Origin of the sequence: Halomonas sp. M1 (assembly GCF_029581375.1) — a bacterium.
In the GTDB taxonomy this organism is placed as follows: domain Bacteria; phylum Pseudomonadota; class Gammaproteobacteria; order Pseudomonadales; family Halomonadaceae; genus Vreelandella.
On sequence record NZ_CP121119.1, the window covers coordinates 3376973 to 3395418 of the forward strand.

General features: G+C 56.2%; 19 protein-coding genes. 12 read left to right on the forward strand and 7 right to left on the reverse strand.

Annotated elements, in window-relative coordinates; all coding sequences use genetic code 11:
* The 4 genes from P8S54_RS15505 to lpxL all read left to right on the forward strand — a co-directional run bounded on the left by P8S54_RS15505 (nt 1) and on the right by lpxL (nt 4458).
* Nucleotides 1-1092 carry a peptidoglycan DD-metalloendopeptidase family protein gene (locus P8S54_RS15505; protein WP_281442455.1) on the forward strand — a complete coding sequence of 364 codons (1092 nt, stop codon included), beginning with the start codon at nt 1-3 and terminating at the stop codon, nt 1090-1092.
* 224 nt (nt 1093-1316) lie between these two features.
* A complete protein-coding gene (gene rpoS, locus P8S54_RS15510) occupies nt 1317-2291 on the forward strand; it encodes an RNA polymerase sigma factor RpoS (RefSeq protein ID WP_281442456.1) in 975 nt (324 codons plus the stop codon).
* A gap of 139 nt (nt 2292-2430) precedes the next feature.
* The gene (gene alr / locus P8S54_RS15515) at nt 2431-3531 is read left to right on the forward strand and encodes an alanine racemase (RefSeq protein ID WP_281444118.1); all 1101 of its coding nucleotides are present in this window, start codon (nt 2431-2433) and stop codon (nt 3529-3531) included.
* 12 nt (nt 3532-3543) lie between these two features.
* Complete coding sequence (gene lpxL / locus P8S54_RS15520; protein ID WP_281442457.1) at nt 3544-4458, forward strand: LpxL/LpxP family Kdo(2)-lipid IV(A) lauroyl/palmitoleoyl acyltransferase; 915 nt, start codon at nt 3544-3546, stop codon at nt 4456-4458.
* Between the two features lie 110 nt (nt 4459-4568).
* On the opposite strand, the gene speD is transcribed toward lpxL, so the two are convergent.
* The 4 genes from speD to P8S54_RS15540 form a co-directional block, all read right to left on the reverse strand.
* Nucleotides 4569-5363 (reverse strand): adenosylmethionine decarboxylase, encoded by a 795-nt coding sequence (speD, locus tag P8S54_RS15525; protein ID WP_009100296.1) that lies wholly within the window; start codon nt 5361-5363, stop codon nt 4569-4571.
* Nucleotides 5364-5633: 270 nt separating this feature from the next.
* Nucleotides 5634-6053, reverse strand: a complete 420-nt coding sequence (locus P8S54_RS15530; RefSeq protein WP_009100299.1) for an OsmC family protein — start codon at nt 6051-6053, stop codon at nt 5634-5636.
* Nucleotides 6054-6124: 71 nt separating this feature from the next.
* A complete protein-coding gene (murU, locus tag P8S54_RS15535; RefSeq protein ID WP_281442458.1) occupies nt 6125-6796 on the reverse strand; it encodes an N-acetylmuramate alpha-1-phosphate uridylyltransferase MurU in 672 nt (223 codons plus the stop codon).
* Entirely contained in the window at nt 6793-7803 is a 1011-nt protein-coding gene (locus tag P8S54_RS15540; RefSeq protein ID WP_281442459.1) for a phosphotransferase, read from the reverse strand. The genes murU and P8S54_RS15540 overlap by 4 nt, the downstream gene beginning before the upstream one ends.
* 70 nt (nt 7804-7873) lie before the next feature.
* On the opposite strand from P8S54_RS15540, the gene P8S54_RS15545 reads away from it, so the two are divergent.
* From P8S54_RS15545 to P8S54_RS15575, 7 genes are all read left to right on the forward strand, one after another.
* Entirely contained in the window at nt 7874-10321 is a 2448-nt protein-coding gene (locus tag P8S54_RS15545; RefSeq protein ID WP_281442460.1) for an LPS-assembly protein LptD, read from the forward strand.
* Nucleotides 10322-10356: 35 nt separating this feature from the next.
* Nucleotides 10357-11397: a peptidylprolyl isomerase gene (locus tag P8S54_RS15550; RefSeq protein WP_281442461.1), complete on the forward strand. Its 1041-nt coding sequence runs from the start codon at nt 10357-10359 to the stop codon at nt 11395-11397.
* Nucleotides 11397-12461: a 4-hydroxythreonine-4-phosphate dehydrogenase PdxA gene (gene pdxA, locus P8S54_RS15555; RefSeq protein ID WP_281442462.1), complete on the forward strand. Its 1065-nt coding sequence runs from the start codon at nt 11397-11399 to the stop codon at nt 12459-12461. Before P8S54_RS15550 ends, pdxA begins: the two co-directional genes overlap by 1 nt.
* Before the next feature lie 95 nt (nt 12462-12556).
* Nucleotides 12557-13384 carry a 16S rRNA (adenine(1518)-N(6)/adenine(1519)-N(6))-dimethyltransferase RsmA gene (gene rsmA, locus P8S54_RS15560; protein ID WP_281442463.1) on the forward strand — a complete coding sequence of 276 codons (828 nt, stop codon included), beginning with the start codon at nt 12557-12559 and terminating at the stop codon, nt 13382-13384.
* Nucleotides 13381-13758 (forward strand): Co2+/Mg2+ efflux protein ApaG, encoded by a 378-nt coding sequence (gene apaG / locus P8S54_RS15565; protein WP_281442464.1) that lies wholly within the window; start codon nt 13381-13383, stop codon nt 13756-13758. The genes rsmA and apaG overlap by 4 nt, the downstream gene beginning before the upstream one ends.
* 23 nt (nt 13759-13781) lie before the next feature.
* A complete protein-coding gene (locus P8S54_RS15570) occupies nt 13782-14594 on the forward strand; it encodes a symmetrical bis(5'-nucleosyl)-tetraphosphatase (protein ID WP_281442465.1) in 813 nt (270 codons plus the stop codon).
* Nucleotide 14595: 1 nt separating this feature from the next.
* Nucleotides 14596-15711, forward strand: a complete 1116-nt coding sequence (locus P8S54_RS15575) for a polynucleotide adenylyltransferase (RefSeq protein ID WP_281442466.1) — start codon at nt 14596-14598, stop codon at nt 15709-15711.
* A 4-nt stretch (nt 15712-15715) separates the two neighbouring features.
* Here the strand turns inward: P8S54_RS15575 and folK are convergent, their stop codons facing one another.
* Together folK and folB are read right to left on the reverse strand one after the other, a co-directional pair.
* Entirely contained in the window at nt 15716-16261 is a 546-nt protein-coding gene (gene folK / locus P8S54_RS15580) for a 2-amino-4-hydroxy-6-hydroxymethyldihydropteridine diphosphokinase (RefSeq protein ID WP_009100322.1), read from the reverse strand.
* The gene (folB, locus tag P8S54_RS15585) at nt 16258-16638 is read right to left on the reverse strand and encodes a dihydroneopterin aldolase (RefSeq protein WP_281442467.1); all 381 of its coding nucleotides are present in this window, start codon (nt 16636-16638) and stop codon (nt 16258-16260) included. The genes folK and folB overlap by 4 nt, the downstream gene beginning before the upstream one ends.
* A 160-nt stretch (nt 16639-16798) precedes the next feature.
* Between folB and plsY the strand changes: the two genes are divergently transcribed.
* Nucleotides 16799-17368, forward strand: a complete 570-nt coding sequence (gene plsY / locus P8S54_RS15590; protein ID WP_281442468.1) for a glycerol-3-phosphate 1-O-acyltransferase PlsY — start codon at nt 16799-16801, stop codon at nt 17366-17368.
* Here the strand turns inward: plsY and tsaD are convergent.
* Complete coding sequence (gene tsaD / locus P8S54_RS15595; protein WP_281442469.1) at nt 17352-18410, reverse strand: tRNA (adenosine(37)-N6)-threonylcarbamoyltransferase complex transferase subunit TsaD; 1059 nt, start codon at nt 18408-18410, stop codon at nt 17352-17354. The two genes, plsY and tsaD, sit on opposite strands and share 17 nt — an antisense overlap.
* Between the last annotated feature and the right edge of the window lie 36 nt (nt 18411-18446).

The following is an 18446-nucleotide window of genomic DNA, read 5'->3' on the forward strand; positions in this document are numbered from 1 at the left end:
ATGCGTAAGGTTTTCATGATGTCTGTGTTGGCGCTGGCTATTAGTGGCTGTGCAAACCAACACCAAAACACCCCCCAAGTACGTGATTTAAGCGACGCGCGCCGTGCGGTAGACAGCTCGCCGCAATATACGGTGAAAGCGGGCGACACGCTTTACGGTATCGCGTGGGAACACAACCTTGATTATCGCCAGTTAGCCGCGCTCAATAATATTGCGGCGCCCTACCAAATTCACCCAGGGCAAACCATTGCGCTGCGCGAGGGGGCGGGTGAAGCTTCCAGCCAGCCATCGGTTGATGCTGCTAGCCGTCCAGCATCAGGCGCTGTGGCAACGGGGTTGAGGCCTCAAGCCACCGCCGTTGCAAGCAATGACCAGGACATGGACTGGCTACTGCCTGATGAAAGCGCCATTGAACGCAACCAACGCATAACTGCAGAGCGCTCAGCGGTGGAAGCTGCCCAACAAGTCGCACAGGGTGCTGCTGAGCCTAGTGACTCTGCCGTAGAAGCAGCACCAAGCGTAGAAGCCACCCAGCCCGTCGTTCAAGAGCAAGCTTCGGTGCAGGAACGGGAGCCAGAGCCTACGCCTGCTTCCGAGCCGGAGTCGGAGCCGGAGCAAGTACGCGAGCCAGAGCCCGCACGTGAACCAGAGCCAGCGGCGTCGCAGCCTAGCCAAACCGCGCAAGCCGACCGCTCTTCGCGCACCTTCACACCGGTTGACGAGATTAATTGGCGGTGGCCGACCGAAGGCGAGGTAACCGGCGAGTTTGGTCAGGGTGGGGCAATTACCGCCGGGATTGATATCGCCGGTCAAAAGGGGCAACCTGTTAGAGCGGCAGGCCCGGGTATTATCGTTTATGCAGGCAGCGGCGTGCGTGGTTATGGCAACTTGATTCTACTTAAGCATAACGATCAATATCTTAGCGCTTACGCTCATAACGACAGCTTAAGCGTCAAAGAGAATGATGTTGTAGAAGCTGGCGAGGTGATTGCCACGATGGGAGATAGCGATGCGGATAGCGTTAAGCTTCACTTTGAAGTGCGCCGCGATGGGCAGCCTCAAGACCCCATGAACTATTTGCCGTCTCGCTAATCACGGATTTGTCGCGTTAGTGACTAAGCAGTTCCGTTAACGCCAGAGCCGTTGTATAAACATGGATAACGCAATACATAGCAAACGGTAGGCGATTGCGCCTACCGGTAAAACCTGGATAGCTCAATCAGGCGTCATATAACAATAACGGTGAACGCGTACATGGAGTACAACCACTTTCACTTTTTAAATGGCGGCAAGGTGTAACAACGGGGGGTGAGACTATGAGTATGCTGGAGAAGGATCTGCAGGAGATTGACCTAAACGCGGTTGAAGAGGCGGTGGATGATCCCGATGATGATGTCACCGCAGAGGAGGAAGCCTTCGAGAAAGCGTTAGGTCGTGAAGACCGTCAATCGACTCAAAGCTTGGATGCAACACAAATCTACCTCAATGAAATCGGCTTTTCGCCGCTGTTGACACCAGAGGAAGAGGTATATTACGGCCGCTTAGCGCGCAAGGGCGATGCGCTTGGCCGCTCTCGGATGATTGAGTCCAACCTGCGGCTGGTGGTTAAAATTGCCAGACGCTACCTTAATCGCGGCTTAACGCTGTTGGACCTGATTGAAGAGGGCAACCTGGGGCTTATTCGTGCGGTTGAAAAATTTGATCCCGAGCGAGGCTTTCGTTTTTCAACCTACGCTACTTGGTGGATCCGCCAGACTATAGAGCGCGCACTGATGAACCAAACGCGTACTATTCGTTTGCCGATTCACGTGGTGAAAGAGCTCAATATCTACCTGCGTGCGGCCCGGGAGTTGACCCAAAAGCTGGATCACGAAGCCACTGCAGAAGAGATCGCCGACCATCTTGATAAACCGGTAGAAACCGTCAAGAAAATGCTGGGTCTTAACGAGCGCGTTTCCTCGGTGGACTACCCCATGGGTGGCGAAAGCGACAAGCCCTTGATCGACACCTTGGCCGATGATGATGTGCAGGGGCCAGAAGGGTGTTTAGTTGATGGCGATGTGCGGGAGCACGTTGACCACTGGCTTGATGAGTTGAGCGAAAAGCAGCAAGAGGTTGTTGTGCGCCGTTTTGGCTTACGTGGCCACGAAGCCGCAACGCTGGAAGAGGTGGGTGCAGAAATAGGGTTAACCCGAGAGCGGGTTCGCCAGATTCAGGTAGAGGCCCTTAAGAAACTTCGCCGCTCCCTAGAGAAACAGGGCTTATCCTTAGAGGCTATTTTCGAGAGCTAACCGCTAAAAACATAGCGCCTGATAAAACCGCGCTGGTGAAACCAGCAAAAAATAGCGCACCGAGTCGACCACTCGGTGCGCTATTTTTAGGCCCCGCTTTTTATTAATGTTGATTGAATATCGCTAAGTGAGAAACGTGATGCGCCCGCTAGTGGCCCATATTGACCTAGACGCTCTGCGTCATAATTACCAGCTGGCATGTAGCTGTGCGCCTCAAAGTCGTTCGGTAGCTGTGATTAAAGCCGATGCCTATGGCCATGGTGCGCTTGAGTGCGCGCATGCCTTAGAAGCCGATGTGCCCGCGTTTGCCGTGGCCAGCATCGAAGAAGCCCTTCATCTACGTTCAGGCGGTATAACAAAGCCGATCATTCTGCTGGAGGGGATTTTCAGTGCCGACGAGCTAACGCTGGTCGACCAGCATGGGTTTTGGATCAGCGTACACAGCGAGTGGCAGGTCACCGCGTTATTAGCATTTTCACCCCGCCAGCCTATCCCCGTGTGGCTCAAGGTCGATTCGGGGATGCATCGATTGGGCTTCTCGCCAAAAGAGGCCCCAGCGGTTTGGCAGCAGTTAGCCAACGCGCCACAGGTGACGGCACTCCATTTAATGAGCCACTTTGCGACGGCAGATGCCCATGAAGGCAGCTACTTTAACCAGCAGATGTCGATATTGACGGAGCTAGCCGAGCAACTGAAGGCTCCTCTCTGTTTAGCTAACTCGCCCGCAACCCTGGCTTGGCCCGCTGCCCACGGTGACTGGAATCGCCCGGGAGTCATGCTCTACGGTAGTGACCCGCTAGAAGTAGCGAATGACATTACCCGGCAATTACGTCCAGTGATGAGCCTACGCTCTGAAATTATCGCCCTGCGCGAACTCGAAGCGGGTGAGTCGGTTGGTTATGGTGGCCGATGGCGCGCCGAGCGGCGTTCGAAAATTGCGGTGGTGGCCGCAGGTTATGGCGATGGTTACGACCGTCACGCGGTGGATGGCACCCCCGTGCTAGTCAACGGTCAGCGCTGCGCGATTGCCGGTAAGGTCTCGATGGATATGTTAACGGTCGATGTGACCGATATTCCCGATGCCGCTATTGGCAGCGAAGTGGTGTTGTGGGGAGCGTCAGTCGATGGCGCCGTGCTGCCGGTTGATGAAGTCGCTCGCTATTGCGATACGATTAGCTACACCCTGTTAACGGGTGTATTGCCAAGAGCCCCGCGCCGCTACCATGGTGCCTGCGTTTAAACGGTTATATGTATGTCAAAAAATTCGTACCCACGCTCATTTGCTCATCCCCGTTACTGGCCTACCTGGTTAGCCATCGGCTTGATGTACGTTGCTGCCTGGCTCCCCTGGCCGTTAAAGCTAGGGGTAGGAAAAATGCTGGGCCTGCTGGCGTGGCGGTTTGCTAAACGACGCCGGCAAATTACGGCTGCCAACATTGCCCTCTGTTTTCCAGAAAAATGCGCCGAGCAGCAGCGTAAACTGGTTAAAGAAACCTTTATTGCTAACGGGATAGGCCTAGTGGAAACCGCCACCGGCTGGTGCCGCGAGGCGGAAGGCTTCCATCACCGCGTGGCGTATAATGGCCAGGAGCACCTTGCCCGAGCATACGCCCAGGGCAAAGGCGTGCTGGTGGTGGGTATCCACTTTTCAACACTGGATTTAGGTGGGGCGCTACATTCGCTGTTTTTCCCAGCGGATGTTGTGTACCGGCCACATAACAACCCGCTTTTCGAGCGGTTTATGACCCGCGCCCGCTCGCGTATTTTTGGTCAGGCGATTGATCGTCATGATCTGCGTGGCGTGGTGCGGCGGATTAAAGCGGGGCATATTGTTTGGTATTCACCGGATCAGGATTTTGGCCGCGATGTCAGCGTGTTTGCGCCGTTATTTGGCCAGCAGGCGGCGACTATTCGCCTAACGGGCAAAATTGCCCGCATGACAGGCGCGCCCGTGGTACCACTGATGTTCCACCGCAACCCGGATAATCGCACCTATACCATTGAGTGCCTGCCCGCGTTTGATGATTTTCCGAGTGGGGACGAGGTAGCAGACGCAACCCGGGTAAATGAATTTATCGAGCGGGCTATTCGTAAGCATCCTGAACAGTATCTATGGCTTCACCGACGGTTTAAAACGCGCCCAGAAGGCGAGTCGAGCCTTTATTGACGGCATAGGCAATATACCCAGCGTAAAAAAAGCCGTCCCACGATGAGTCGTGGGACGGCTTTTCGGTATTTAAGCGTTTGAGAGCGTGACGAGCTGATTGAGCAAAACGCTTAATCGAGATTACGCGAGTAAAAAATCTCAAGCATCTCTTTGCGCAAGCGGCTTTCGATATCCCGCGCTTCTTCAAAGGTAATATCCCGGCGCGAGGTGCCGAACAGGTAGTTGTCCAGTTCGAAATCCTTCAGCAACATCTTGGTGTGGAACATGTTTTCTTGATACACGTTCACGTCGATCATCTGATAAGCCTGCTTGGTATCTTCTGCCAAGTAGTCTTGGATCGAGGTAATGTCGTGATCAATAAACAGCTTCTTACCATCCACATCGCGGGTGAAACCACGTACGCGATAATCCATGGTCACGATATCGGAATCAAAGCTGTGGATCAGGTAGTTCAGCGCTTTAAGAGGGCTGATATGTCCACAGGTAGAGACATCGATATCCAAGCGGAAGGTGCTAATGCCGTTGTCCGGGTGAGACTCAGGGTAGCTATGCACCGTTACGTGGCTTTTATCCAGGTGGGCGACGACCGTTTCGGGTAGCGGGCCGGGGCCTGGCTCCGTGTGTTCAAGGCTTGGCTCATCCAGTTCGTGTTCAGCGATTAGGATGGTGACGCTAGCCCCGTGCGGCTCATAGTCTTGACGCGAAATATTCAGCACGTGGGCGCCGATAATATTCGTGACGTCTTTAAGGATCTGCGTCAAACGTTCGGCGTTGTAAAGCTCATCGATATAGTCGATATAAGCCGCACGCTGCTCTTCGGTTTTGGCGTAACAGATGTCGTAAATATTAAAGCTCAGCGAGCTGGTCAGGTTGTTAAACCCGTGGAGTCGGAGATTATCTGACACGTCCGAACCTCCCTATGGCAGATGAAGACACCCCGACGAGCCAGCGCCGGAACCGATAAATACTTGTCACCGCGCTTGTCAGGTGGCGCTCGCAAGCACGTGCTACGCAGTAGGGATATAAACAAGCGGGCGTATTATGCCCGCCCATGGCGTGGTATGCATCCAGACGGGCAATTTTTTTTGCCGCTAGCGTGTCTGGTAGGGGCCTTTTCAGGTGCCCGCTAAGAACGATGGTGTGGCTCACACGGGCTGGGCTAACCCCTAGGCAGCTCAAGCTTCGATGATCTCAAACGAGTGGGTAATCTCAACACCCCCTTTCACGAGCATAATCGAAGCACTGCAATATTTTTCAGCGGAAAGCTCAACGGCACGCTGTACCTGCTTCTCTTTCAAGCTGCGCCCGGTCACTAAAAAGTGAACGTGAATCTTTGTGAACACGGAGGGCACGTCGTCGGCACGCTCTGCCTCAAGCTCGGCAACACAGTCGGTGACATCTGCCCGGGCTTTGTCGAGGATATTCAGGACATCGAACGCCGTGCAGCTACCCATACCCATCAACAGCATTTCCATGGGGCGCGGGCCTGTATTCCGGCCACCGTGATTAGGTGGACCATCGATGACAACGCTGTGCCCACTACCCGATTCCGCGACAAACTGGCGGCCATCCGTCCATTTTACCCGTGCTTTCACGTTGCTCTCCTCATCTTGGCGACGAAAGGTAAGTCGCGCAGCATAACATTTCTATCGGGTAGCGCACTGCCTCATCGCTCCCTAAGCTGCATCAGGTGGTGCTCAAGGGCGGTTAATCGTTCCGGGGTGCCCACATCCACCCAGCGGCCTGTAAAGTGCTCGCCGCTTACTCGGTTATCAGTCATCGCTTGCTTGAGCAGCGGCGCCAGGGCAAACGCCCCCGGCGGCTCGCTTTCCAGTAGTGCAGGATGCAGCAGGCTAATGCCGGCGAAGGTTAAGCGCGGCGAACCGTCAGTCGTAACGCGGCCGTGATTCAGGGCAAAGTCGCCCGTTAAGTGGTGGTCAGGGTTATCAACTAACACTAAATGTGCGAGATCCCCTTTTTTAAGCGCTATTTCAGTGGGTAAATAGTTACACCAGACGTCGCCATTAATGAGCATAAAAGGCGCGTCGCCAAGTAACGGCAGCGCTTTTTGTATGCCTCCACCGGTTTCTAGCGGGGTGGTTTCACGGCTCCAGTGGATGCGCAGCTGATACGCTGAGCCGTCGCTTAATGCTGCCATTATTTGCTCAGCCCGGTAGCTAACGTTAATCACTACTTCTTCAACTCCGGCTTGCTGTAACCGCTCAAGGTGATGAATGATTAACGGTTTGCCCGCCACAGGTAGCAACGGTTTGGGGCAGTGGTCGGTTAGCGGGCGCATCCGTTTCCCTAACCCGGCGGCGAGAATCATCGCTTTCATGTAGCGCTTTCCGCTAGACGTTGAATAATCGCTGGGCGAAGCGCAGCGCTTACCCACTGGCTAAAGTCGTCATGTTGGTTAAGTGCCGCTAAGCTATCCTCCAGGTGATTCAAAAAGTGGGGCAGACGGGCTAAATAACCCTGTTTTTGGTCACGCAGCGTCAGCCTGCAGAAAATTCCCAGTACCTTTAACGAGCGCTGAGCGGCCATGGCGTGGCATTGGGTGAGAAACATTGATTCACTGGTTTGGCGGGATAGTCGCCCGTCTTTGCGCGCATCTTCGTAGAAACGCCGTGCGAACTGGTTAAACTGTTCGTTAGAGAAGCGGCAGTAGCGTCCTCGAAGCAGGGAGATAACGTCGTAGCTGATGGGGCCGGCGACGGCGTCTTGAAAGTCGATTATATAAAGCTGCTGATTCAGCACCATAATATTCATCGCATCAAAGTCGCGGTGTACGCAAACCACGGGTTGCGCAAGGGCCTGCTCAATTAACGCTGCATGCAGCGCTTTCCAACTCTCAGGGATAGCTAGCCCAAGCCACTTGCCCAGGCACCACTCGGGAAAGAGGTCGAGTTCACGCCCGAGTAATGCCGCGTCATAGGCGGGTAGTGCCTGTGGGTTGGCACGATTTTGCAGCTGGGCTATTAGATCTAGCGCTTGGTGGTGGCTTTTCTGAGTGCTCTGCTCATCGGTGAAAAAGTCTTGTAGCGGCGTATTCCCCAGGTCATCTAGCAGTAAAAAGCCGCTATCTAAATTTGCTGCGTGAATAGCAGGCACGGGCAGCCCAGCGGCATGCCAGCGTTGGCCTATTGCTACAAAAGGGGCAGAGTCTTCTTGAGCGGGTGGTGCGTCCATCACTACTTGGGTGGTGCCGTCTGGCAGGGTTAGCCGAAAATAGCGCCGGAAACTGGCGTCGCCCCCTGCGCGTGTAATGGCAATAGCGGCCACATCTAGGCCGTTTTGGTTAGCTGCCCATCGGGTGAGGGCGTCGATCCTGGAAGAGGACATGCAAGCTCCTTGCTGGTCGGGCATCATGCTGCCTGTATAATACCGATTCTGGATGCCAAGGATAACGAACATGGGCAAGCGATTTTCGCGCACCGCTCCGGTCGCGCACACGCTGTTGGGCAGTTTGCTCGCGGGCGCCTCCTTTTCAGCGGTGGCCCAAGGCCAACCGCTGCCTGCTGAGGCGCTTGATTGGCAGCCCTATGGGCAGGATGAGGCGTCTCTACAAGTGTGTCGTGGGCGTTATGTAATGCCTGGCTACCGCTTGCCAGCGGAACAGAACCCCGAAACACTGTCGGTTGAAACCCAAGAGGTGGATTATGCTGCAGACGGCGAAGCACTTCTGCGGGGCGATGTGGTATTGCGGCGGGGCAATACGGAGCTGACCGCGGAACAGGTTTATTTACCTGCTGACCGCCAGCAGGTCGAGGTTCAGGGCAACTTAGCCCTGCGCGACGGCCAAGCACTGTTGCGCGGCGACCAAGCTACACTAATGCTTAACGAAGATCGCGCTTCGTTAAGCAACAGTCACTATGTTCTTTACGAGCAACACTTGCGCGGGCAAGCCAGCCAGCTTGAGCAAACCGGTGAAGAGCAGTATCGCTTGCGCAACGCTACCTTCACCGCCTGCGACCCGGGTGCCAATAGCTGGCAGTTAGTGGGAAGTGATATCAAGCTGGATCAGGCCGAGGGCTTCGGCACCGCACGCCATGCCCGTTTAGAAATAAAAGACGTGCCGGTCTTCTATTGGCCTTGGCTGCGCTTCCCCATTGATGACCGGCGCCATACGGGGTTGCTTTCACCTTCCGTGGGCTTCTCTAGTGACGGCTTTGACTATACCCAGCCGTTTTACTGGAACATTGCACCCAACCACGATGCCACCATCACCCCGCGCTGGATGTCGGATCAAGGCTTACTGCTCAACGGTGAATATCGTTATTTGTTTGCCGAAAGCCAGGGTATTGTCGAAGGCGGCTTTTTAAATAACGATGGGGGAAGCAGTACCGGTAGCAACCGCTTTGAGGGCGAAGACCGCTGGTATATTGACGCCTACCATACCGGCCTGATTAATGAGCGCAGCGACTACAATTTACGTTATGGCGCCGCCAGCGATGGCCGCTACTTTGACGACTTTGGCGGCGAGTTTGGCAATAGTGAGCGGGTGAGTATGGAGCGGCTGGCCCAGGTCGATTACCGCGGCGAGCGCTGGCAGCTGGATGCCCGTGCCCAGGGGTTCCAGCGTTTAGAGGATCCGTTAAGCGATACCGATAAACCTTTTTATCGGCTGCCTAGCTTAACGGCCAATGCCGACTGGCAGTTTGGCAGCGGTTTCTATAGCCAGTGGCGCTCTAACGCCACCTACTTCTGGCGGGATGTCGATGAGCGGCAAGTGCCTGAGCGTGAAGCGGCCACCGGCACGCGTCTGCATTTGTCGCCTGCATTTGGCTGGCGGGCAGAGCAGGCTTGGGGGTATATCGAACCGCGCACCGAACTATGGCAAACCGCTTACGAGCTTGACTATGGTCAGCGTGTTACTGACCGCGAGACCTCGCCAAGCCGCAGTATTGCGATTACCTCCATCGACAGCGGGTTAGTCTTCGACCGCGAGCTTGAGTTGGGCGGGCGTGACTATCGCCAAACGCTGGAGCCGCGCCTGAACTACGCCTACGTGCCGCGCACAAACCAAACCCAACTGCCCGATTTTGATAGCCGAGAGCGGGTGTTTTCTTGGGAACAACTCTGGTCGCCGCATCGCTTTTCGGGAACCGACCGGGTCGGGGATCTTAACCGTGTCTCTGTTGGCGTGCAGTCACGTTTGCTTGAAGACAGTACAGGGCGTGACCGGCTGACCTTTGGCATCGGTCAGAGCCTCTATTTTTCTGAACGTCGCATTGATAGCGAGGGTGACCCCGATACGCTGCCAGCGCGGCCCGAGGAAGACCCAGGCGTCAATCCCCAGCGTCGTTACCAGGCCACCCGAGACCGCTCACCGCTGGTTACGCGGCTGGACTGGCAGATCAATGACCGCTGGAGCACCGGCTACGAATGGCTCTACGATGACCACCGCGAGCAGACCGAACGCTCTAGTGTGGACCTACGCTATCGCCATCCGCAGGGCCATATAGTGAACCTTGGCTACCGTTGGGAGATCGAAGGGTTCGATCCTGGCGTTGTTCCCGGAGATGATGGCTTTCGAAACTTTAACCGCGAAGAGTGGGATCTCTCGTTTGCCTGGAAAGCCAGCCCTCGGATTGATTTGATAGGCCGCTACCTTCACGATCAGACTAATGACCGCTCACTGGAGCAGTTAGCGGGGCTGCAGTGGAATGACTGCTGCTATGGTGTGCAGCTAGTGTGGCGTGAGTGGGTGGACGATAACGATACCGCCCGAGTGAGTGATGATTTCAATGACCGCGGACTGTTTTTACGCTTTGTGTTCCGTGGCTTGGGTGGCGTTGGGCAGGATGCCGACAGCTACTTTGAACGGGCGATCCCTGGCTATCGCCCAACACCCCTTTAACGACCTCCTTAATTGGCGAGTGAAAGAGACTTTTTATGACGATCAGAAACACCCTGCTAACCCGTGTGGTAACAAAACGGGCAAAACTGCTCTCTGCGGGTAGCATGATGGCACTCTGCCTCGGGGCCAGCGCAGCGCTTGTGCCATTCACCCTGCATGCGCAGAATTTTGAGTCCACGCAGCGGCAAATGTTGGATAACGTTGTTGCCGTGGTGAACGATGGCGTCATTATGCGCAGCGAACTTAACGACCGCATCAACCAGGTTGAGCAGCAGGCCGAGGCCCAAGGCGGTAGTTTGCCGCCACGCTCTCAGCTGGCGCAGCAGGTGCTTGAACGTATGGTGATGGATGAAATTCAGCTTCAGATGGCGCGCCAGGCTAATTTGAGCGTTGATGATACTGAGCTAAATCGACAGCTGCGCACGATTGCAGAGTCCAACGACATGACGCTGGACGAGTTTGCCGACGCCGTGGAAGCCGATGGTATGAGCCTGGCCGATGTCCGTGAGGAGGTTCGTCGTGAAATGCTCATGCGCCAAATTCAGCAGCGCCGTATTAGCCAGCGTGTTTCTGTAAGTGACCGCGAGGTTGAGCGTTTTATAAGCCAGCAGCAGGACGCGCAGCAGGGGCAATCCTTTATCGAAGAGACACGAGCTCGCCATGTGCTGGTTGAACTGACGCCCAACCGTGATGAAAATCAAGCACGCGCCAGGGCAGAGCAAGCGCGCCAGCGTCTACAGCAAGGTGAAGACTTTGCCGCGGTCGCCCGAGAGTTTAGCGACGACCGTGGCAGTGCTATGAACGGCGGTGAGCTGGGCTGGGTGCGCCCAGGCCAAACGGTACCTGCCTTTGAAGAAGCAATGGGCTCGCTTGGCGCTAATCAAACCTCTCAACCGGTGCGCTCACAGTTTGGCTACCACGTTATTGAGGTGCTGGAGCGTCGTCGCCAAGATGTTACCGAAGAGAGTCGCCGCGAGCAGGTTCGCCAAGCGATTTTCCAGCGGCGTGCAAATGAAGAGCTGCAAGCCTGGCAGCGTGAGATCCGTGAGCAGGCCTTTGTGGATATCCGTCTTTAATGCTTAGTCAAACAGGCCCAGGCCAACCAAACTTGCCCCTGCTCATTACCACCGGGGAGCCAGCAGGGATTGGCCCGGAGCTAACGCTTATGCTAGCGGCCCAGGGGCGGTTGCCGGAAGGTACACTTGCCGTGGGCGATCCCGACATGCTGCGCCAACGGGCAGCTATGCTAGCACTCGACGTTGAGGTTGTTGAGGCCGTGTCAGAGCAGGGCGTTGCCTCATCAGCGGGACGCTTGGCGGTGATGCCGGTTTGGTTGGAAGCGCCTGCTAGTCCGGGTGTGCTCAACCCTGCCAATGCACGCTACGTGCTTAATACCCTCCAGGCCGCGGTTGATGCTTGCCAGCAAGGTCGAGCGGCTGCGATGGTTACCGCGCCGCTGCATAAAGGGGTGATTATTGAAGGGGGCTTTGAAAGCTTCACTGGCCACACCGAGTGGTTGCGGGATGCCTGCGGCGTGAATGAAGTGGTGATGCTGCTGGCGACCGATGCCGCCCTGCATACCAAGGCCGAGAGTTGGCAAGGCAGTGGCGACCTGCGGGTAGCGCTGGTTACTACGCACCTGCCGCTGCGCGACGTGGCGGATGCGATTACCTATGAACGGGTGTTACGTATCAGTCGCCTGCTGGCGAAAGACCTTAAGGGTCAGTTTGGGATCGCGACCCCGCGTATTGCGGTATGTGGTTTAAACCCCCATGCCGGGGAGGATGGCCACCTAGGCCGCGAAGAACTTGAAATCATCACGCCCGCGCTTGATGCGCTGCGCGCAGAAGGTTTGGACATACAAGGCCCTCTTCCCGCTGATACGCTCTTTACGCCCCGGCACTTAGCAGGCGTAGACGCGGTATTGGCGATGTATCATGACCAGGGGCTTGCAGTGCTAAAATACGCAGGCTTTGGGCAGGCTGCCAATATTACCCTTGGGCTGCCGTTGGTACGCACATCGGTTGACCATGGCACGGCGCTTGATCTTGCCGGGCGTGGCGTTGCCGACCCCAGTAGCCTTGCGGTTGCGCTAACGCTGGCGCGACGTCTTGCTGACCAGCGCCAGTTGGCGACTTAATAACGTTAGCCATGCCGCTTGCGTGTTCACTAAGCCCATACGCCCAGCCCTATTACAGCAGCTTCACGAACTATACTTCCAAGGATCACTGTTAGATGTCTCACGTGCCCCAGCAGCACCGCGCTCGTAAACGCTTTGGCCAGAACTTTCTTCGCGATCTTGGCATTATCTCGCGTATCATCCGCTCGATTGGGCCTCGTGAAGGCGATCGTCTTGTTGAAATTGGCCCTGGCCAAGGGGCGCTTACCGCACCGCTGCTGGAGGCGACCGGCAAGCTGGAGGTCGTTGAGTTAGACCGCGATTTGATCCCTGGCCTGCGAGTGCAGTTCTTCAACTACCCGGATTTTGTCATCCACGAAGGCGACGCGCTGAAGTTTGATTTTGCCGCGCTTAAAGGGGATGGTCCTGCACTGCGGGTAGTGGGCAACCTCCCCTATAACATCTCAACTCCCTTGATTGTGCATCTATTAACCATGGGCACTGCCATTGCCGATATGCACTTTATGCTGCAAAAAGAGGTGGTTGAGCGCTTGGCGGCTGAGCCGGGGAGCACCGACTGGGGGCGCTTGTCAGTGATGGCCCAGTACTACTGCCATGTGGATCAGCTGTTTATCGTGCCTCCGGAAGCCTTCGTACCCCGCCCGAAAGTGGACTCAGCCATTGTTAGGCTAACACCTCACGATCGTTTGCCCCACACCGCCGATGACCCAACGCTGCTGTTTGAACTGGTTAAGCTCGCTTTTGGTCAGCGGCGTAAAACGCTGCGCAATAACTTGAAAGGCCGAGTGAGCGCTGCGACCTTAGAGGCGTTGGGGATCGATCCTGCCCGTCGCCCGCAGACGTTGAGCGTGGCGGAGTATGTCGCCATCGCTAACCAAGTGGCTGCTGATGAGGCCAGCGGTCAAGAGGAGGGAGAGACGTGAGCGGCCTGGACATTGAGGTCAGCGTAACCCCCGAATACTGTTCTGGCGAATCAAGCGATGCCGAATCGCGCTATGTATTCAGCTACACCGTGACGGTGCATAACCAAAGCCCCCACAGTGTTCAGCTAATGGCGCGCTATTGGAAAATTACCCAAGGCAATGGCGATAGCCAGGAAGTGCGCGGTAAGGGCGTGGTAGGGCAGCAGCCGCTGATTGGCCCAGGTCAGCGTTTTCGCTATACCAGTCGGGCGATCTTGCAGTCTCCTGTCGGGGTGATGGAAGGTGCCTACACGCTGCTTGATACCTACACACAGCGCGCTTTTGATGTGTCTATTGCGCCTTTTCGGCTAGCGGTACCGCGTCAGCTGCATTGATTATCTGCTAAGGGGCGTCGCCTGTGAGTACTTATGTGATTGGCGATCTACACGGCTGCCATGCCGAGTTCGTCAGCCTGCTTGAGCAACTAAACTTTAATCCGGTCAAGGATGCGCTCTGGCTGGTAGGTGATGTCATCAACCGAGGTCCTGGCTCGCTTGCTTGTCTCCGCGAGGCAAAAGCGCTGGGCAGTAGGTGCGTACTGGGTAACCACGATTTCCATCTGTTGGTGGTGGCCCGCGGGGGCGGCACGCTAAAAAAACACGACACCCTAAGCGATATTCTCACCGCGCCAGACCGCGAAGCGCTACTGGATTGGCTGCAAAGCCAGCCTCTGGCTATCCAAGACGGCAATACGCTAATGACTCACGCCGGTGTATTACCCACCTGGAGCGCCCAGCAAACGCTATCGCTAAGCCAAGAGGTGCAGGTAGCGCTGACGGGGGAGCGCTCTGGAGAATTCCTATCCCAGCTGTTTGGTAACCAGCCGAACCGCTTCGATAACGCATTAGAAGGTGTTGACCGCCTACGCTGTATCGTCAATGTGTTAACCCGCATGCGCTTTATTGATGAGCAGGGGCGGCTAGACTTTGCTGCAAAAGAGGGGTTGGATAGCGCTCCAGAAGGGTTTTATCCCTGGTTTCAGTACCCAAGAGGCGACGCGCTTCAACTGCTGTTTGGCCATTGGGCGGCGTTAGAAGGCCGAACGCCGGGTTCAAAGGTTAATGCTAGCGCCATCGATACGGGCTGTGTCTGGGGCGGTTCACTCACCGCGCTTAACCTAGACACCGGTGAGCGCACCAGCGTGCCAAGCCTGCAACGGAGGGGCCGTTAACGTGTTTAAGCAAGACCCTAAAGTAAAAGGGCTTGAGGTGCATCGGGTAGGGGGCGCCGTGCGGGATGAGCTTCTGGGTTGGCCGGTTTACGATAACGATTGGGTGGTGGTCGGTGCGACGCCAGACATGATGCGTAAACGAGGGTTCAAGCCTGTCGGTCGTGATTTTCCTGTATTCCTGCACCCAGAGACATCTGAGGAGTATGCATTAGCCCGCACCGAGCGCAAGTCAGGGCATGGCTACGGTGGTTTTGAGGTGCACGCGAGTCCAGATGTCACCCTAGAAGAGGACCTACTGCGGCGGGATTTAACGATCAATGCCATTGCCCAGCGTGCCGACGGGGAGTTCACTGACCCATTTCATGGCCAGCAAGATATTGAAAATCGTTTGCTACGCCATGTTTCCCCTGCGTTTAGCGAAGACCCGTTGCGGGTGCTGCGTACCGCTCGCTTTCTGGCGCGCTATGCCAACCTGGGGTTCACCATCGCCGCTGAAACACTCGATTTAATGCAGCAGGTGAGCCATAGCGGTGAACTTGAACACCTAGCAGCAGAGCGAGTGTGGGTCGAAACCGAAAAAGCCCTGGCTGAACCAAGCCCTGATATCTATTTCACAACGTTACAACGCTGCGGTGCACTGTCCGTTTGGTGGCCAGAATTAAACGACCACCTGTCGGCAGGTTTAACGCGACTGATGCACGCGCCAGAGCAGACGCACATGCCCTTAGCCCATTGGCGCTATGCGCTGCTTGTCTCGGTGCTGGTTGACCCACAACGCGACGCCCTTGCTCAGCGCCTACGCTTGCCTAACGCCGTGGCCCAGCTTGCTCGCCATGTGGCGCTTAGCTTTAACCTGATGGCGGCACCGCTAACTGACGAGGGCGTGCTGCATTGGTTGGAACGTTTAGATGGGTGGCGAAAGCCCGAGCAGGTTAAGGCGCAGCTACAGCTTATCTGCCGGATTAATAGCGAGCTTGAAGCGCCGTTGCGTAACGCTTGGCAGGGAGCTAAGGCGGTTGATCCTCAAGCGCTGGTGAGCGAAGGCTTGCGTGGCGGTGCGCTGGGTGAGGCGCTGCGGGCACGGCGCCAACAGGCGGTCGCCAAGGCCCTTGCTTAGGCTATTATCTTGCTTGAGCTGCTCGGAGTTGAGGATCTGCCTGGGAAACCCAGCGGCCACGCCACTGAAAATCCACTGCCCATAAGCGCTGGTTGCCCAGCTTGAAGCGCTGCCACAGGGTGGCGTAAGGGGTTAAGCAGGCAGGGTGGCGCTGGGCGGGTAGAAGCTCGGCCAGCGGTTGTAGCACGAAAGCGTTGTGGGTGATTTCCGCGCGGGGCAGGGGAATGCCGTCCACAATGCCGTTGGCGTCACCCACTGTCAGTAGGTCTATATCCAGGGCTCTGGGGCTGCATTTTGTCATTTCTGGCGTGCGCCCGTGAGCGATTTCAAGCTGTTTGGCCCAGGCCTGCAGCTCACCCGCTGGCCAGTTGCTATGGAAGGCAACCACGGCGTTGTAAAAATTGCGGCTATCTTTAAAACCTACCGGTTCGCTTTCAAATATACGGGATATTTGCAGGTCGCCAAAGGTATCCTCAAGCGCATCCAGGCACAGTCGAATATGTTTGTCGGGGTGAATATTGCTGCCTAAACTGACGGTCACCAAGCTCATGAATGCGTAGCCTCGATGGCCTCCGGTAATTTGCCGCGGGTAATTTCAAGTCCTACGCTGGAAGCTTGGGGGACGGCTCCTGGTTTGCGTAGGGTGAGCCGTAACCAGCTAATCGAAAATTCGCTGCGTAAACACGCCGCGAGACGCTCAGCAAACGTTTCCACCAGGGCGAACTGGTGCTCATTGGCGAATTGCTGGATTCGTTGACAAATAGCGGCATAATCGAGCGTTAAACGTAAATCGTCTGTGGCCGCTGCAGGTCGAATGTCCGTTGCTAGCGATAAATCCAAGCTCAGCGATTGCGTTATCGTGCGCTCCCAGTCGTACACACCGATGACGGTGTCTACGGTGAGTCCTTCGATCAAAATACGATCCACGGGCATTCCCCTAGCGGCAACAAGCGAGCGATTGTACTTGAGGTCGGCGCTAAACGACAGTAAGGCGATGGACAAGGTGAACAGAGCTAATGCGACTCACGGATGTCATCAGAACTAACGTTGTCAATCTAAAGGCCACCATAACGAATGCGAGCCGGCCATGATCTTGATAGTACTGGGCTATCTAAGCGGCAGCTGGTTGGCAGCGCTTAGCGTTTGTCGCCTCGCGCAGGTGGCAGACCCAAGGTTTCATGGCTCATGTAACCCTGGTTTTTCAAACGTGCTACGCCTTTATGGGCCCCGCCTAGCGGCGGCAACGCTGCTGCTGGACGCACTGAAAGCGGTGCCCGCAGTATTGGCTGCCAAGCTTCTTGCGCTGCCTATTTGGCTGCAAGGGGCGGTGGGGTTAGCGGTGCTTTTAGGCCATAGCTACCCGCTATGGCATAAGTTTCGTGGTGGTAAAGCGGTAGCGAGTGCTTTCGGTGTATTGCTGGTGCTGGTGCCCAGTGTGGCGTTATTAAGTGCGGTGTGCTGGGCGCTATTAGCATGGCGGCTACGCACCGCCGCGGCGGCATCGGTAGTTAGCGCACTGATCGCTCCTATAGCCTGTTACTGGTTAGCCCCAGAATATGTGAGCGTAGTGGGCGGGTTCAGCCTGTTGGTGTTGGCCCGCCACTGGTTAAATATTCGCCGTTTGCGCCAGGGTGAAGAGCCTAACCTGCGCGGTTAGGGGAAGGGGGAAGTAATGTATCTAGCGGCCAGCGGGGGGTTGCTTGCATTACCCCGTTTGTGTCTTGTTCGCCTGCGGCTAAGCGCTGAGCGCCTACATAGGCAATCATAGCGCCATTATCGGTACAGAAGCGCCCCCGTGGGTAGTAAGCGCGGGCGTTGCGTTTCTCAGTTTCCAGTGCCAATCGTTCGCGCAGCCGTGTATTGGCGCTTACGCCTCCCGCCATGACGATGCGCTTTAAGCCTGTTTGATCTAGCGCACGGCGGCATTTAATCACCAAGGTATCTACCACGGCTTCTTCGAACGCCCGCGCCACATCAGCCCGTGCTTGGCTATCTAGCTCGCCGGCTGCTTCTAATTGACGAATGGCGGTGAGGGTGTGGGTTTTTAGGCCGGAAAAGCTGAAGTCCAAGCCGGGACGGTCGGTCATCGGGCGGGGGAAGCGAAACCGCTTGGGGTCGCCCTGCTCAGCCAGCTTGGCAATCAGTGGGCCGCCGGGGTAAGCAAGACCCAGCATTTTGGCGGCTTTATCAAACGCTTCACCTGCGGCATCGTCCACGGACTCGCCCAGTAGTTGATAGCGGCCTAAGCCCTGTACTTCAACAAGTTGCGTATGCCCGCCCGATACGAGCAGTGCCACGAATGGAAAATCGGGCGCGTCATCCTCAAGCATGGGTGCCAGCAGATGGCCTTCCATGTGATGAACCCCCAGTACGGGGATGTCTAGCGCTCGTGCCATGCCGTGTGCGGTGCTGGCGCCAACCATCAGGGCGCCTACCAAGCCCGGGCCTGCGGTATAGGCAATGCCATCGAGGTCTTGTCGCGTGAGCTTAGCGTCGTGGAGTACCTGCTCAATGAGTGGCAGAAGCTTGCGTGTATGGTCGCGGGAGGCAAGCTCGGGGACGACGCCACCGTACTCCGCATGCATCGCAATTTGGCTGTAAAGCGCGTCGGCCAACAAACCGCTGCCGCCCGTTTGCGCGGCGTCATAGATCGCGACGCCTGTTTCGTCGCAAGACGTTTCAATGCCCAGTACGCGCATAACAATGGAACCCGTTGAGATAGTCAGAAATAAGAT